The 12,651-nt window shown below is 69.1% G+C and carries 13 protein-coding genes; 4 read left to right on the forward strand and 9 right to left on the reverse strand.

The window, feature by feature from the left end; all coding sequences use genetic code 11:
• Positions 1–3: 3 nt before the first annotated feature.
• Positions 4–783, reverse strand: coding sequence for an IclR family transcriptional regulator (locus Q0Q47_RS08635; protein WP_293857453.1), 780 nt, complete (start codon positions 781–783; stop codon positions 4–6).
• Positions 784–1,002: 219 nt separating this feature from the next.
• On the reverse strand, positions 1,003–1,965 hold the full coding sequence (locus Q0Q47_RS08640; RefSeq protein WP_293857456.1) for a mannonate dehydratase: 963 nt from the start codon (positions 1,963–1,965) through the stop codon (positions 1,003–1,005).
• A gap of 289 nt (positions 1,966–2,254) precedes the next feature.
• Here Q0Q47_RS08640 and Q0Q47_RS08645 point away from each other — a divergent pair, with 289 nt between their 5' ends.
• From Q0Q47_RS08645 to Q0Q47_RS08655, 3 genes are all read left to right on the forward strand, one after another.
• Positions 2,255–2,497: a type II toxin-antitoxin system Phd/YefM family antitoxin gene (locus Q0Q47_RS08645; protein WP_293857459.1), complete on the forward strand. Its 243-nt coding sequence runs from the start codon at positions 2,255–2,257 to the stop codon at positions 2,495–2,497.
• Entirely contained in the window at positions 2,494–2,949 is a 456-nt protein-coding gene (locus tag Q0Q47_RS08650; protein ID WP_293857462.1) for a PIN domain-containing protein, read from the forward strand. Before Q0Q47_RS08645 ends, Q0Q47_RS08650 begins: the two co-directional genes overlap by 4 nt.
• Positions 2,950–3,011: 62 nt before the next feature.
• Positions 3,012–4,169 carry a M20 family metallopeptidase gene (locus Q0Q47_RS08655; RefSeq protein WP_293857465.1) on the forward strand — a complete coding sequence of 386 codons (1,158 nt, stop codon included), beginning with the start codon at positions 3,012–3,014 and terminating at the stop codon, positions 4,167–4,169.
• Positions 4,170–4,309: 140 nt separating this feature from the next.
• Here Q0Q47_RS08655 and Q0Q47_RS08660 read toward each other — a convergent pair whose 3' ends face one another.
• The 6 genes from Q0Q47_RS08660 to Q0Q47_RS08685 all read right to left on the reverse strand — a co-directional run bounded on the left by Q0Q47_RS08660 (position 4,310) and on the right by Q0Q47_RS08685 (position 10,579).
• The gene (locus Q0Q47_RS08660) at positions 4,310–4,978 is read right to left on the reverse strand and encodes an aspartate/glutamate racemase family protein (RefSeq protein ID WP_293857468.1); all 669 of its coding nucleotides are present in this window, start codon (positions 4,976–4,978) and stop codon (positions 4,310–4,312) included.
• Between the two features lie 4 nt (positions 4,979–4,982).
• A complete protein-coding gene (locus Q0Q47_RS08665) occupies positions 4,983–5,957 on the reverse strand; it encodes an ABC transporter ATP-binding protein (RefSeq protein ID WP_293857471.1) in 975 nt (324 codons plus the stop codon).
• Positions 5,954–6,997 (reverse strand): ABC transporter ATP-binding protein, encoded by a 1,044-nt coding sequence (locus Q0Q47_RS08670; RefSeq protein ID WP_293857474.1) that lies wholly within the window; start codon positions 6,995–6,997, stop codon positions 5,954–5,956. The genes Q0Q47_RS08665 and Q0Q47_RS08670 overlap by 4 nt, the downstream gene beginning before the upstream one ends.
• Positions 6,994–7,881 (reverse strand): ABC transporter permease, encoded by an 888-nt coding sequence (locus Q0Q47_RS08675; RefSeq protein ID WP_293857477.1) that lies wholly within the window; start codon positions 7,879–7,881, stop codon positions 6,994–6,996. Before Q0Q47_RS08675 ends, Q0Q47_RS08670 begins: the two co-directional genes overlap by 4 nt.
• A 1-nt stretch (position 7,882) precedes the next feature.
• Positions 7,883–8,836 (reverse strand): ABC transporter permease, encoded by a 954-nt coding sequence (locus tag Q0Q47_RS08680; RefSeq protein ID WP_293857480.1) that lies wholly within the window; start codon positions 8,834–8,836, stop codon positions 7,883–7,885.
• A 162-nt stretch (positions 8,837–8,998) separates the two neighbouring features.
• On the reverse strand, positions 8,999–10,579 hold the full coding sequence (locus Q0Q47_RS08685; RefSeq protein WP_293857648.1) for an ABC transporter substrate-binding protein: 1,581 nt from the start codon (positions 10,577–10,579) through the stop codon (positions 8,999–9,001).
• 472 nt (positions 10,580–11,051) lie between these two features.
• Here Q0Q47_RS08685 and Q0Q47_RS08690 point away from each other — a divergent pair, with 472 nt between their 5' ends.
• Complete coding sequence (locus Q0Q47_RS08690) at positions 11,052–12,260, forward strand: MFS transporter (RefSeq protein ID WP_293857483.1); 1,209 nt, start codon at positions 11,052–11,054, stop codon at positions 12,258–12,260.
• Here the strand turns inward: Q0Q47_RS08690 and Q0Q47_RS08695 are convergent.
• A complete protein-coding gene (locus tag Q0Q47_RS08695) occupies positions 12,199–12,627 on the reverse strand; it encodes an MmcQ/YjbR family DNA-binding protein (protein ID WP_367278222.1) in 429 nt (142 codons plus the stop codon). The genes Q0Q47_RS08690 and Q0Q47_RS08695 overlap by 62 nt on opposite strands.
• Between the last annotated feature and the right edge of the window lie 24 nt (positions 12,628–12,651).

Consider the following 12,651-nt stretch of genomic DNA (forward strand, 5'->3'; position numbering starts at 1 on the left):
TCCTTACTTGTCTGCGCCACGGGCGATGAGTGCCGCGCAACGCGTGTCTCCCAGGACCGTGGCGATGGCGCAGGCGCCGTCCACGAGTCCGTCGATGATCTGGCTTCGTTCGGCCGGCGTCACGGTCGCGGCCGGATAGGTGACGCAGAGGCTCACCACCTCGCCCGTGTCGGGATCGCCCACCGCCGACGCGATGGCCCCCACGCCCGGATTGGCCTCGCCATCCGACACCTCGTAGCCGCGGGCACGCACCGTGGCGATACGCGCCAGCAGCTCGTCGAGGTCGCGTGGCGCGAGCGGGGATGGCTGCGGCAGCGCACCGGGATAGAGCGCGCGGATCTCGTCGTCGCCGAGCCGTGCCAGCAGGGTGCGTCCCGTGGCACTGGCGGCAAGGGGAAGGCGGCGGCCGATGGGCGTGCCGACGCGCAGGATGTTGCGGCCCGCCATGTAGGCGAGCCCCATGACGTCCAGGCCCTCGCGCATCGAGACATAGCCGGTGTGACCGACCTGATCGACGATGCCCGACACCACCTCGTGGGCACGCGCCAGCAGGGTGGACCCGGCGCGATAGGCCTGGCCGAGTTCGAACAGGAGGATGCTGGGCCGGTAGCGCTTCGAATCGCCCACCGTCTCCAGCAGGCCGGCATCGCGCATGGCCCGGAGCAACCTGGAGGTGGAGCTCTTGGGGGCTCCGCGGAGCGCGCACACGTCCGTCACCGTCAGCTCACGCCTTTCGGCGGTGAAGCAGCGCAGCACGTCGGATGCGGCGTCCAGGATCGTCATGGCAGAAAGTTCCGAAATTTGGAACTGGCGTTGCGATTTATGGAATTGTGCCGTCAAAAAGCGGGCTGCGCAAGTTCCCCTGTGAGCGACCCGCTTGGCGCAGGGCGTTCTCCCTCCCCTGCAGGAAAGGGAGAACGCGCCCGACCTTCGAAAATCGTGTGTGGATGCCCAAGGGCCAGGCCCGGGCAGGACGGCTGTAGGGGGTCGCGGACCCCGTTCTCAGCCGCGGTAGACGGCCTCGTGCAGGCCGCGGATGTAGCCGATGGCATACAGCCGTCCGAACGACGAGTAGCCGGCGTTCTCGTTGCTGTCGCCTTCGACGGTCGGCACGTGGTCCGGGCGCAGGACGCCGTCGAATCCGATGTCGCGATAGGCGCGCATGCAGGCCAGCATGTCGGTCTTGCCGGCGTCGTGCCAGGTCTCCTCGAAGCTGGTCGGCGTCCCGCGGACGTCGCGGAAATGCACGAAGGAGATGGCCTTGCCGAACGAGCGGATCGCCGACGGCAGGTCGTCCGTCATGAGGGTGAAATTGCCCTGGCACAGCGTCACGGTGTTGTGCCTGCTGGGCATCATGGCGACGAGACGCCGGAAGTTGTCGATGCTGCGCATGATCCGGCCAACCCCGCGAATGGGCGACAGCGGTGGGTCGTCGGGATGCATGGAGAGCTTGACGTTGTTGGCCTCGGCCACCGGCAGGACCTTCGTGAGGAAGTACTCGAGGTTCACCCAGAGCTCCTCCTCGCTGATCGACCCCAACTCGGTCGGCTCTTTGGGCAGCTCGTTGACGTCGAAGCTCGTCACCATGGAGCCGCCGCGCGAGGGCTTGCTCGTGTTGGTGCGCACCCAGTTGAAGTCGGCCATCCACTCGTAGCACCAGACCGGGATGCCCAGCTTGCCCATGTTCTCCAGGAGGGTGCAGACCGTGGCAATCTCCTCGTCGCGGCCGGGCAGCCCGCGCTTGGCCTTGTTGAGCGGCGGGCGAGCCTCGATGACGACGAGCTTGAAGCCGCCGGCCTCGTACTGCTCCTTCATTCGGCGCAGCGGCTCGAACTCCCAGGGCGCCTCCCCCTGCCTCACGCTGTCGAACGGCAGGCCTCCGACGGCGAGGTCCACGCCGGCCTGCCTGGCGAGCTTCCACAGGGGTGACGGCGTCGGGTTGATGAACTCGGCAATCTCGAGCATGCGCAGGGTCCTTCCGGATGGGCTCGTGCGTGGCGCGGCGGAGGCCGGCCACGCCGCAGCTCCGCAACGCTGCCAGGCCCACCAGACTCTATCAGCTTTTCGATGTCCGCAGCCCCCAACGCGCCCGCGTTTTCGGCCGCGATGCGGTCCACCTGGACGAGTTGCATCACGATGGTCTCGACGACCTGCCCCGGCTCGGGGATGGCGTCCGCCCCTCAGCGGGCTCGAACTCTTGCCACGCCGGCCGCAACGAATTATTCTAGTGATAATCACTACTATGGTGTGCGCGATGGATGAACCTGTGTCCGCGGCCGATGCCAATCGCAGCTTTTCCCGAATCTTGCGAGGCGTGCGCGACGGGCAGAGCTACGTGGTGACGAGCCATGGCCGCCCGGTCGCGCGGATCGTTCCTGCCGAGCAGGAAGGCCGCGTGGCATCCCGCGCGAAATCGGCCCTCCTTGCGCGTCTGCGGAGCCAACCTGCCGTCGAGATCGGCCGTTGGACCCGCGACGAGCTCTACGACGACCGGTGAGGGTCGCTCTCGACACGAACGTCCTTGCCTATGCCGAGGGCGTGAACGGGCTCGACAAGCGGGATCGGATCGTCGATCTGCTGGAACGCCTCTCTCCGGGCACGGTGGTCGTTCCCGTGCAGGTTCTCGGCGAGCTCTTCAATGTCCTGGTGAGAAAGGCGGGGCGGACCCCTGCGGAGGCGCGCGAGACGCTCCTGTCGTGGACGGACACCTTCGCTCGCGTGCCGACGACGCCGGAGGTGATGGCCGCTGCGGTCGATCTGGCAACCGATCATCGCCTGTCGATCTGGGACGCGACCATTCTGGCGGCGGCCTCTCACGGCGGCTGCCGGCTGCTCCTCTCGGAGGACATGCAGGACGGATTCACATGGGCCGGCGTGACGGTGGCCAACCCTTTCGCGCCGGTTCTCCATGCGACCCTCGCTGCCCTGCTCGACGTTTCGGACGGCTAGATCGCCGGCGGGATTGAGGTAGAAATCGGCGGCCCCTTTCTTCACCAGCATTGGACGTCCGCATGTCAGCCCAGGAACAGGCCATCACCGCGTGGCTCGCCAGCCAGCGTCCCGCCATGGTCGCCCTCCTCGAAGAGCTCGTGAACACCGACAGCGGCACCTACGACAAGGCTGGCGTGGACGCCGCGGGCGAGGTGCTGAAGCGGTTCTTCCGTTCGATCGGGCTGGAGCCCACCACCACGCCGCATGACCGCTTCGGCGAGGCCATCCGGGCCGAGCTTCCGCACGCGACGACCAACGACCAGCGCCCGATCGTGTTGCTCGGCCACCGCGACACGGTGTTTCCCAAGGGCGAGCCGCAGCGCCGGCCCTTCACCGTGAAGGGCAACCTCGCCTATGGGCCGGGCGTCGCCGACATGAAGTCCGGGCTCGTCATGAACGCCTTCGTGCTCGCCGCCTTCGCGAAGCTCGGCGGCCATCCGGCACCCATTGCCATGCTGGTGACGAGCGACGAGGAAATCGCCTCGCCCTCCTCCCGCCCCGTCATCGAGGCGGAGGCGCGCGGGGCGCGTGCCGTGTTCAATTCCGAGCCCAGCCAGGCACCGCACCAGATCACCAAGGGCCGCAAGGGCGGCGTGTTCATGGTGATGGACGTGGTCGGCAAGGCCTCGCATTCGGGCGCCTTCTACGAGCGTGGCATCTCGGCCATCGAGGAGATCGCGCGCAAGGTCATCCAGTTGCACAAGCTCACGGACCTGCCGGCCGGCATCACCGTGAACGTCGGCACCATCAAGGGCGGCCAGACGGTCAACACGGTGGCGCCGTGGGCCTCCGCCGAGATCGACCTGCGCTACGTGACGGCGGCCCAGCGCCAGCCGGCCATCGACGCGATCCGTGCCATCGTCGAGACCTGCACGGTGAAGGGCGCCACCGCCACGCTCACCATCTCCGGCGAGTTCCTGCCCCTGGAGCAGAGCGAGGAGTCCCGCAAGATGCTGACCGTCTACCAGGGCGCCGCGCGCCAGCTCGGCTTCGAGGTCGAGGCGGTGTTCGGCGGCGGCTGCGCCGATTCCGGCCTCACCGCGGCCCAGGGCTGCCCGACCCTGTGCAGCGTCGGCCCGGTCGGCGGACACGGCCACACGCCGGAAGAGTTCTGCGACCTCGACACGCTGGTGCCCTGCGCGCAGGCGCTGGCGCTTTCCGTGATGCGGTTGGACTAGCCCTAACCTCTCCGCCGTCTTGGCCGGGCTTGGCCCGGCTCAATGGTTGAAAGCTTTAGTCGTGGGTGCCCGGGCCAAGCCCGGGCATGACGACCCATTCGTTGCGATACGTTTCAATCAGGGCCAGCCCTGTAGCAGCATCACGCCACGGCCGAGCGCGCCTCGCCGGCCCGCCGGATCGCGAGCCGCACCGCGGCGGGCACCGGCTCGATCACGGGGCAGGACAGCAGCGCCGCCAGCGTCCGTGCCGCCCGCGCCAAGGGGCCGCCGCCGATGACGATCGCCTCGGCCCCATGCTCGTCGATGGCGCGGCGGCAGGCGCCGTGCAGGGCTTCGGTGAGGCGGTCCGGGTCGGCCATGAGCCGCGCGGGCTCGCCTTCGGTCAGCACCACGCCGGCGAAGAACGGCGCGTGGCCGTAGCCGGCGGCGGTCGTGGCGATGGACCCGGAGAGCTCGGGCGTCGTGGTGACGACGGCGAAGCGCCGGCCGCCCTCGGCGGCTTCGGCCATGCCGGCCTCGGCGATGCCCGTCACCGGGCAGGGGCAGGAGGCGCGCACCTGCTGCAGGCCGGGATCCCCGAAGGCGGCGACGATGACGCCGGACGCCCCCTTCAGGTCCGCGTCGGCCAGCGTCTCGGTGACCGACCAGGCGGCCCGGCGCAGCATCTCGGGGTTGGTGATCAGTGGCACGCCCTGGCGCACCGTCAGGCCGTCGATGCGCACATCCGGCGGAGCGCTCTCGCGGGCGATGCCGACCATGAGCGTCGTGGTGACGGCGTTGGTGTTCGGGTTGATCAGGACGAGGCGCATGAGCTCATTCCGCAGGCGTCATGGCATTGAAGCACGCAACCGCCCTGCCCTGTCCATCGACCATCAGCTCGGGGGGCGTCGTCTGGCAGGCGGACGTGGCGCGGCTGCAGCGCGGGCCGAAGGCGCACCCCGGCGGCAGGGCGGCGAGGTCGGGCGGCGAGCCAGGGATCGTTTCCAGCCGCTCGCCGCGGGCGACGCGTTCGACGCGCGAGGCCAGGAGGCCGCGCGTGTAGGGGTGGCGGGCATCGTGCAGAAGCGCCGCGACCGGCCCTGTCTCGACGATCCGCCCGGCATACATCACGGCCACCCGGTCGGCGATTTCCACCGCCACGCCGATGTCGTGGGTGACGAAGATGATCGACAGCCCGAACTCCCGCTGCAATTCGCGCAGGAGCAGCAGAATCTGGATCTGGACGGTGGCGTCGAGCGCGGTCGTGGGCTCGTCGGCGAGCAGCACGCTCGGCTTGCAGGCGAGCGCCAGCGCGATCATGGCCCGCTGGCGCATCCCGCCCGACATCTCGTGCGGGTAGGCGTCGAGCCGCCGCTCGGGCGAGGGAATACGCACGCGCTCGAACAGCGCCAGCGCCCGGGCCCGGGCCTCTGCCTTCGACACGCCCTCGTGCCGGACCACCGCCTCGGCGATCTGCTCGCCGACCGTATAGACCGGGTCGAGCGCCAGCATCGGCTCCTGGAAGACCATGGAGACGACGCCGCCGCGCAGGTCCGCGAGGGCGTCGGCGTCGAGCGCGTTCACGTCGCGCCCGCTCACCGTGACCTTGCCGGAGGTCCGGCTGCGCTTGGGATTGTGCAGGCGCAGGAGCGAGCGCAGCGTCACGCTCTTCCCCGACCCGGACTCGCCCAGCAGCGCCAGCACCTCCCCCTGCTTCAGCGACAGGCTGATGCCGTCGAGCGCGCGGACGGGCCGCGACCCGCCGGTGAACTCGACGACGAGGTTCTCGATCTCGACGGCGTTGGTCATGCGGCAAGCTCCGCGGCGGGGGCCCGGCCATGGCCGGAGCCGGGCGCCAGCATCAGGCAGGCTGCGCGATGCTCGGCGCCGGCTACGGCCAGGGCCGGATCGACGGTGGAGCAGACGGCCTCGGCGAAGCGGCAGCGCGTGTGGAAGCGGCAGCCGGGCGGCGGGTCGATGGGGTTCGGCGGGTCGCCGGAGAGCGGTGCCTCGCCGATGCGCCGGGTCGGGTCCATGGTCGGCATCGAGGCGAGCAGCGCCGAGGTGTAGGGATGCGCGGGGGCGGAGAACACGGCCTCCCCCTCCCCGATCTCGGCGACCTTGCCGAGATACATGACCATCACCCGGTCCACCATGTAGCGGACCACGTTGAGGTCATGGGAGATGAAGACGTAGGTCAGGCCGAAGTCGCGCTTCAGATCCTGCAGCAGGTTCAGCACCTGGGCCTCGACCGACTTGTCGAGCGCCGAGACCGCTTCGTCGAGGATGACGAGGCGCGGCTCGAGCGCCAGCGCGCGGGCGATGTTGACGCGCTGGCGCTGGCCGCCCGAAAGCTCGTGGGGGTAGCGGCCGGCGAACCGCCCGGGCTCCAGGCCGACGCGATGCAGCAGGTCGTGGGCGCGGGCCCGCGCCGTCGCCGCAGGGACGCCGTGGACCTTGGGCGCGAAGGCGATCGAGTCCTCGATGGTGAGGCGCGGGTTCAGCGAGGCGTAGCTGTCCTGGAACACCATCTGGACCTGCCGGCGATAGGCCGAGAGCGCCAGGGTGTCGCCCACGGATTCGCCGTCGAAGACCATCTCGCCGCTGTCGGGGCCGATGAGGTGCATGAGCAGGCGCGCCGTCGTCGACTTGCCGCAGCCGCTCTCCCCGACGATGCCGAGCGTCTCGCCCTTCAGGATGTCGAACGAGACGCCGTCGACCGCGCGCACCACGGCGCGTTTGCCGAGCCAGCCCTTGCCGCGCACGGGGAAGTGCTTGACGAGGTCGCGGACCGTGAGCAGCGGCTGGGCCGGGCCGCCGCGGTCTTCCGTTGCCGGGAAGGCGCTCATTTGACCTCCATGGCGGTGCGCAGGCCGTCGGAGAGCATGTTGAAGGACACGGAGGTGATGAAGATCATCAGGCCGGGCAGCGCCGCGACGAGGGGCTGCGTGTAGATCGCCGTGCGGAGCGTGTTCAGCATCAGGCCCCATTCGGGCTCCGGCGGACGCACGCCCAGGCCGAGGAAGGAGAGGCCCGAGGCCAGGATCATCGACACCGACACGAGGCTCGTGGCGTAGACGAAGATCGGCCCCAGCACGTTGCCGAGCACGTGCACGCGGATGATGGTCAGCGCGCCCGCTCCCGACGCTCTTGCGGCATCGATGTAGTCGAGCCCTCGCACCTGCGTCGTCACGCTCTCAGCGACGCGCGCGATAGGCGGAATGAACACGAGGGTGAGCGACACGAGCGCGTTGCCGAGCCCCGCGCCCAGCGCGCCCGACAGCGCCACGGCCAGCAGCACCGAGGGGAAGGCGTAGAACACGTCGATCGTACGCATGATTAGCGTGTTCACGACGCCGCCGGCAAAGCCCGCGATGATGCCCAGCGCACCGCCGATGACGAAGGCGATGGGCACAGGCGTGACGCCCATGATCAGCGACAGGCGGGCGCCATAGATGAGGCGCGAGAGCATGTCGCGGCCCAGTTCGTCGGCGCCGAGGGGATAGTTTGGCGTGCCGATCGGGCGCAGGCGGCGCAGCATCGAGCCCTTGGCCGGGTCGGCCGGCGCCAAATAGGGCGCGAAGATCGCCATGAGCACGATGGCCAGGATGATGACGAGCGCCACCATCGCGACCTTGTCGCGGCTGAGGCGGCGCAGCACGCCGGACCAGTAGCCGGGAGAGCGGGCGACGGGCGCGGCCAGGGAGGTGCCGGCGGAGGCGACGGCGGACATGTCAGGCCCTCTGCACGCGGGGATCGATGGCGGTCTGGACCACGTCGACGAGGAGGTTCAGGACCACGAAGAAGATGGCCAGCACGAGGATCGTGCCCTGCAGCAGCGGCAGGTCGCGCTGGAAGATCGCGGCGTTCAGCAGGAAGCCGGTCCCGGGCCACGAGAACACCGTCTCGATCAGGATCGAGCCGCCGAGCAGGTAGCCGAGTTGAAGGCCCATGACGGCGAGCGCGGTGGGCGCGGCGTTCTTGATGACGTGGCGGAAGACGCCCCGCTCGGTGAGGCCCTTGGCCGCCAGCGCCTGCACGAATTCCTGGTTCAGGATCTCGGCGACGAGCGCCTTCACCGTGCGGGCCACGATGCCCATCGGGATCACCGACATGGTGATCGCAGGCAGCACGAGGAAGCGGATGTAGTCCCAGTTGAGGCCCTTGCTGTCGGAGCCCTGCGGCCCGCCGCCGGTCGCCGGCAGCCAGTTGAGCTGCACCGAGAAGATGATGACCAGCACCATGCCGAGCCAGTAGTGCGGGACGCTGACGCCGAGCACGGCCGTGAAGGAGGAGAGCCGGTCGATGATCGTGCCGCGGAAGTAGCCGCCCAGCAGTCCGAGCAGGCTGCCGAGCACGAAGCCGATCAGCGTCGCCGCGGCGGCCAGCACGAGCGAGTTCTCGACGGCGTTGATGACTTCGCCGGCGACCGGGCGGCCCGACGCGATCGAGACGCCGAGGTCACCCTGCAGCACCCGGCCGAGCCACAGGCCGTACTGGACCGGCAAAGGCTTGTCGAAGCCGTAGAGCTTGCGCATCTCGGCCTGCGTCTCGGCCGAGGCATCGGTCGGCAGCACCGCCGACAGCGGGTCGCCGGGCGCCAGGTGCACCAGCAGGAAACAGACGAGGCTGACGCCGATCGCCACGGGCAGCATCAGCACGAAGCGCTTGGCGGTGTAGAAGAGCATTGCGAGGTCCGGGCGATCTGGTTGAGGCCGCGCTGTCTCTCTCAGCCGTCATCCCCGGGCTTGGCCCGGGACCCACGACTTCGCTGCAGCGGCGCCGAAGTCGTGGATGGCCGGGCCAAGCCCGGCCATGACGGTGGAGAGATGGAGCCCTGGTCGTCAGGCTCACTTCGCCATGGTGATCGGCGAGAAGTCCTGGAACCAGTTCTGGGCCTGCACGAAGCCCTTCACCTTGCCGCTCATGGCACGCGGGTTGACGTCGTGCGTGACCATGAGGAACAGGGCGTCATCCACGTATTTCTCGTGGATCTTCTGCAGGATGGCCGTCTGCGCCTTCGGGTCGAAGGTGTTGCGAACCTCGGCGAAGAGCTTGTCCATCTCGGGGTCGCAATAGTGGCCCCAGTTGGTGCCGGCCGGCGGCTGCAGGTCGCACTGCAGGTGGCGGATGAAGCCGGTGAACGGGTCCTGGATGAAGTAGGTGTAGTTCATGCCCGTGCCGCCGCGCGAGCTCTCGTGCTTGGCGCCCGCACGCCAGATGTTGATGAGGGTGTTCCACTCCACCACCTCGAAGTCGACCTTGATGCCGACCTCGGCGAGGTTCTGCTGCACGAACTCGTTCATCGGCAGCGGCTGCATCTGACCCGAGCCCGAGGCCGAGATCAGGATTTTCGTCTTGAGCGGCTTCTCGGGGCTGTAGCCGGCCTCGGCGAGCAGCTTCTTCGCCGCGGCCGGGTCATAGGTGAGCTTGAAGCTCGGCTTGCCGAACCACTGGTGCCCGGGCGGGAAGAAGCCTTCCGCCGGGATCATCATGCCGGCCAGCAGTTCCTTCAGGCCCTGGCGATCGATCGCGAGGTTCGCCGCCTTGCGGACGCGGATGTCGTTCCAGGGCGACCCCTCGACGCGCGACAGGTGCCAGGTCCAGTTGTGGGGGTAGGAGTTCGTGACGATGTCGAAGCCGGCCTTCTTCAGCGACTCGACGGCATCCGGAGCCGGCGCCTCGATCCAGTCGACCTGGCCCGAGCGCAACGCGGCGACGCGGGCGTTGGCTTCCGGCAACGGCACCAGGACCATCTTGTCGAGCTTGGGGATGCGCGGCTTGTCCCAGTAGTCGGGGTTCGGAACGAGCTCGACGCGCTCGCGCGGCACGAAGTTGACGATCTTCCACGGGCCCGTGCCCGAGGGCGACTTCGCCACGTTGTCCCAGTTCTTGCCCTGCTTCTCCCAGTTGGCGGGCGAGGACATCATGATCCAGGCGAGTTGGTAGGGCAGCGTCGCGTCGGGCGTCTTGGTGACGATCTCGACCGTGAGCGGATCGACCGCCTTGTAGCTGGCGATGGCCGGGATGCGCGAGCGACCCTGGGCCGACTGGCGCGGGTCGAACTGCGGCGACTCCTTGGTCAGCAGCTTGTCGAGGTTCCACACCACCGCGTCGGCGGTGAAGGCGCTGCCGTCGTGGAACTTGACGCCGTCGCGGAGCTTGAACGTCCACTTGGTCTTGTCGGTCGCGTCGGTGGTCCAGGAGGTCGCCAGGCCGGGCACGAGGTCCGACGGCTTTGTCGCGCTCGAAAGGTCCCAGTTCACCAGGGCGTCGTAGGCCGTGAAGCCCAGGAAGCGCTGACCCTCGCCGCCGTTGTCGGTCTGGCCGGTGGTGAGCGGAATGTCGGATGCGGTCATGCCGATCCGCAAGGTGCCTTGCGCCAGGGCGCCGGTGGAAGCGGTCGCCAGGAAAGAAGAGGCCAGGAGCATGGCTGCCCCGGTCATGGCCCAACGCACTGTCATGTCTTTTTCCCCTCCAGGAAGTGTCGGTGGAGCCGGGGTCGCAAGTTCCGGGCCATGGGGCCCAGGGACGGCGGCTCGGGAGGGGACGCGAGTTCTGTCTAGTTTCTAGGCAGCAGGATTGCCGATTGCCAATCCGGCCAGCAGGTCGGGCTCAGCCCTCGACCGTCTCGACGAACTGGCCGCAGTCGACGCTCACCGTGGCGGCCATCGTGGTCAGGGCGGACATCAGGATGTTCAGGAGAGCGGTCATCGGTGCGGTTCCTTTCGATGGATTAACCCTCGCACGGCCCCGTCCTGGCCGATGTGCGGCCCCGCACACGCCCGCGCGCGCCGCATGGCGGACCGATCATCCATGGATGGCCCGCGCCCTCGACCCCGCCTGAGAAATCTGTCTGTGTGTGCGGGAGGGCCATGCAGTGCCACGCAGGATCGCGCCGACATGACGTCATCGCCGAAGGTCGCCGGGTTCGACCTGCGGATCCTCCCCATCCTCGTCATCGTGTTCTTCGTGACGATTGGCATGGGCATGATGATCCCCGTGCTGCCGCTCTTCGCCGAGCGCCACGGCGGCGGAGCGGCGGCCTCGGGCCTCCTGCTGTCCGCCTTCGGCGCGGCGCGACTGATCGTCAACGTGCCGGCGGGCAGCGCGTCCGAACGCTTCGGCCGGCGTGCGGTGATGGCCGCCGGCCTCGCCTTGCTGACGGTGACGTCCTTCGCGGCGGCCCTGGTCGACTCGATCCCGGCGCTGGCGGCGTGCCTCTTCCTGAACGGAGCCGGTTCGTCGCTCTACGTGACGGCAGCCCTCGCCTCCGTCGCGGACATCGCCACGCCCGCCAACCGGGGACGGCTGATGGGCTACTACCAGGCGGGCCTGCTCGCCGGCATCTCGCTGGGTCCCGGGGCGGGCGGCGTGCTCGCCGACCTCTTCGGGCCGACCGGTCCGTTCATCGCCCAGGGCACCGTGATCGCAGCCGGGGGATTTCCCGCGCTGCTCCTGCTCAAGGAGACGCGGCGCCTGCAGGAGGGTCCTGGCTCCGCCTCGGGGCCACGCCCCGGGGTCCTGGCGATCCTGCGGCACGCCCCTTTCGCCGCGGTCTGCGCGCTCATGTTCGGCGCCTATTTCGGCCGCGTCGTCTCCAACTGGCAGATGGTCCCGATCATGGCCCGGGACCTCTTCCACTATGGCCCAAGCACCGTGGGCCTGCTGCTGACCACCGGCGCGGTGGGCCAGTTCATCGCCCTGCCCTCGGTGTCGCTGGCCATCGACAAGTGGGGTGCCTGGCCGAGCACCGTGGCGGGCGCGCTGCTGTCGATCGCCGCCGTCGTGTTCATGGGTCTCTGGCTGAAGGCGCCGGCGCTCTGGATCGGCGTGTTCCTGCTGGGGGCCAGTGGCAGCGTCCTGACCACGGCCTGCTCCGCCTTCGCCATCGAGCAGTCGTCGGGGCCCAACGGCGTCACCATGGGCGCGCTGCGGGCCGCGGGGGATTTCGGCCTCGTCCTCGGGCCGCTCATCGTGGGGGTGGTCGTGACCGGGACCGGGATCGCCAACGACACCAGCCTGCTCCTGGTCGGGCTGGTGATGGCGATCATCCTCGCCGTGTTCCTCGGCCTGACGCGGGACCGCGCCGCGAAGCCGACGGCCGGCTGACGACCGCGTCCGCGCCGCCCAGCGCGATCCGTGTCTTGCGCGGCAACCCCGCGAAGACCAGGTCGTAGCTGTGCTTCAGGTACAGCCTGAGATCGTCGTCGCTCATGCTCTCGTCGGACACGCGCTGGATCCACTTGAGGCCGCGCGAGGCGAGATAGGGCGCGGGTCGCAGGCCCGGCTCGGTCCTGAGCAGCTCGTAGCTCATCGGCGAGGCCTTGAAGGTGATCCCGGCATAGGGATCGTCGCCCGCCCACATGGTGGCGAACATCTTGCCCCCGACCTTCCACACGTCCGCCCCGCCCCACTGGACGACGTGGGTCGTGTGGGGCAGCGAGCGACAGAAGGCGTTGAAGTCGCTGGGCGTCATGGGCTCTTCGACAGGGTTGGGGCA

The organism is uncultured Alsobacter sp. (assembly GCF_945952055.1).
In the GTDB taxonomy this organism is placed as follows: domain Bacteria; phylum Pseudomonadota; class Alphaproteobacteria; order Rhizobiales; family Beijerinckiaceae; genus Alsobacter.

What these genes read in the sequence shown, in the direction of transcription:
- Q0Q47_RS08635 (WP_293857453.1), bottom strand. Translation starts at nt 783, where the DNA reads ATGACGATCCTGGACGCCGCATCCGACGTGCTGCGCTGCTTCACCGCC.
- Q0Q47_RS08640 (WP_293857456.1), bottom strand. Translation starts at nt 1,965, where the DNA reads ATGCTCGAGATTGCCGAGTTCATCAACCCGACGCCGTCACCCCTGTGG.
- Q0Q47_RS08645 (WP_293857459.1), top strand. Translation starts at nt 2,255, where the DNA reads ATGGATGAACCTGTGTCCGCGGCCGATGCCAATCGCAGCTTTTCCCGA.
- Q0Q47_RS08655 (WP_293857465.1), top strand. Translation starts at nt 3,012, where the DNA reads ATGTCAGCCCAGGAACAGGCCATCACCGCGTGGCTCGCCAGCCAGCGT.
- Q0Q47_RS08660 (WP_293857468.1), bottom strand. Translation starts at nt 4,978, where the DNA reads ATGCGCCTCGTCCTGATCAACCCGAACACCAACGCCGTCACCACGACG.
- Q0Q47_RS08665 (WP_293857471.1), bottom strand. Translation starts at nt 5,957, where the DNA reads ATGACCAACGCCGTCGAGATCGAGAACCTCGTCGTCGAGTTCACCGGC.
- Q0Q47_RS08670 (WP_293857474.1), bottom strand. Translation starts at nt 6,997, where the DNA reads ATGAGCGCCTTCCCGGCAACGGAAGACCGCGGCGGCCCGGCCCAGCCG.
- Q0Q47_RS08675 (WP_293857477.1), bottom strand. Translation starts at nt 7,881, where the DNA reads ATGTCCGCCGTCGCCTCCGCCGGCACCTCCCTGGCCGCGCCCGTCGCC.
- Q0Q47_RS08680 (WP_293857480.1), bottom strand. Translation starts at nt 8,836, where the DNA reads ATGCTCTTCTACACCGCCAAGCGCTTCGTGCTGATGCTGCCCGTGGCG.
- Q0Q47_RS08685 (WP_293857648.1), bottom strand. Translation starts at nt 10,579, where the DNA reads ATGCTCCTGGCCTCTTCTTTCCTGGCGACCGCTTCCACCGGCGCCCTG.
- Q0Q47_RS08690 (WP_293857483.1), top strand. Translation starts at nt 11,052, where the DNA reads ATGACGTCATCGCCGAAGGTCGCCGGGTTCGACCTGCGGATCCTCCCC.
- Q0Q47_RS08695 (WP_367278222.1), bottom strand. Translation starts at nt 12,627, where the DNA reads ATGACGCCCAGCGACTTCAACGCCTTCTGTCGCTCGCTGCCCCACACG.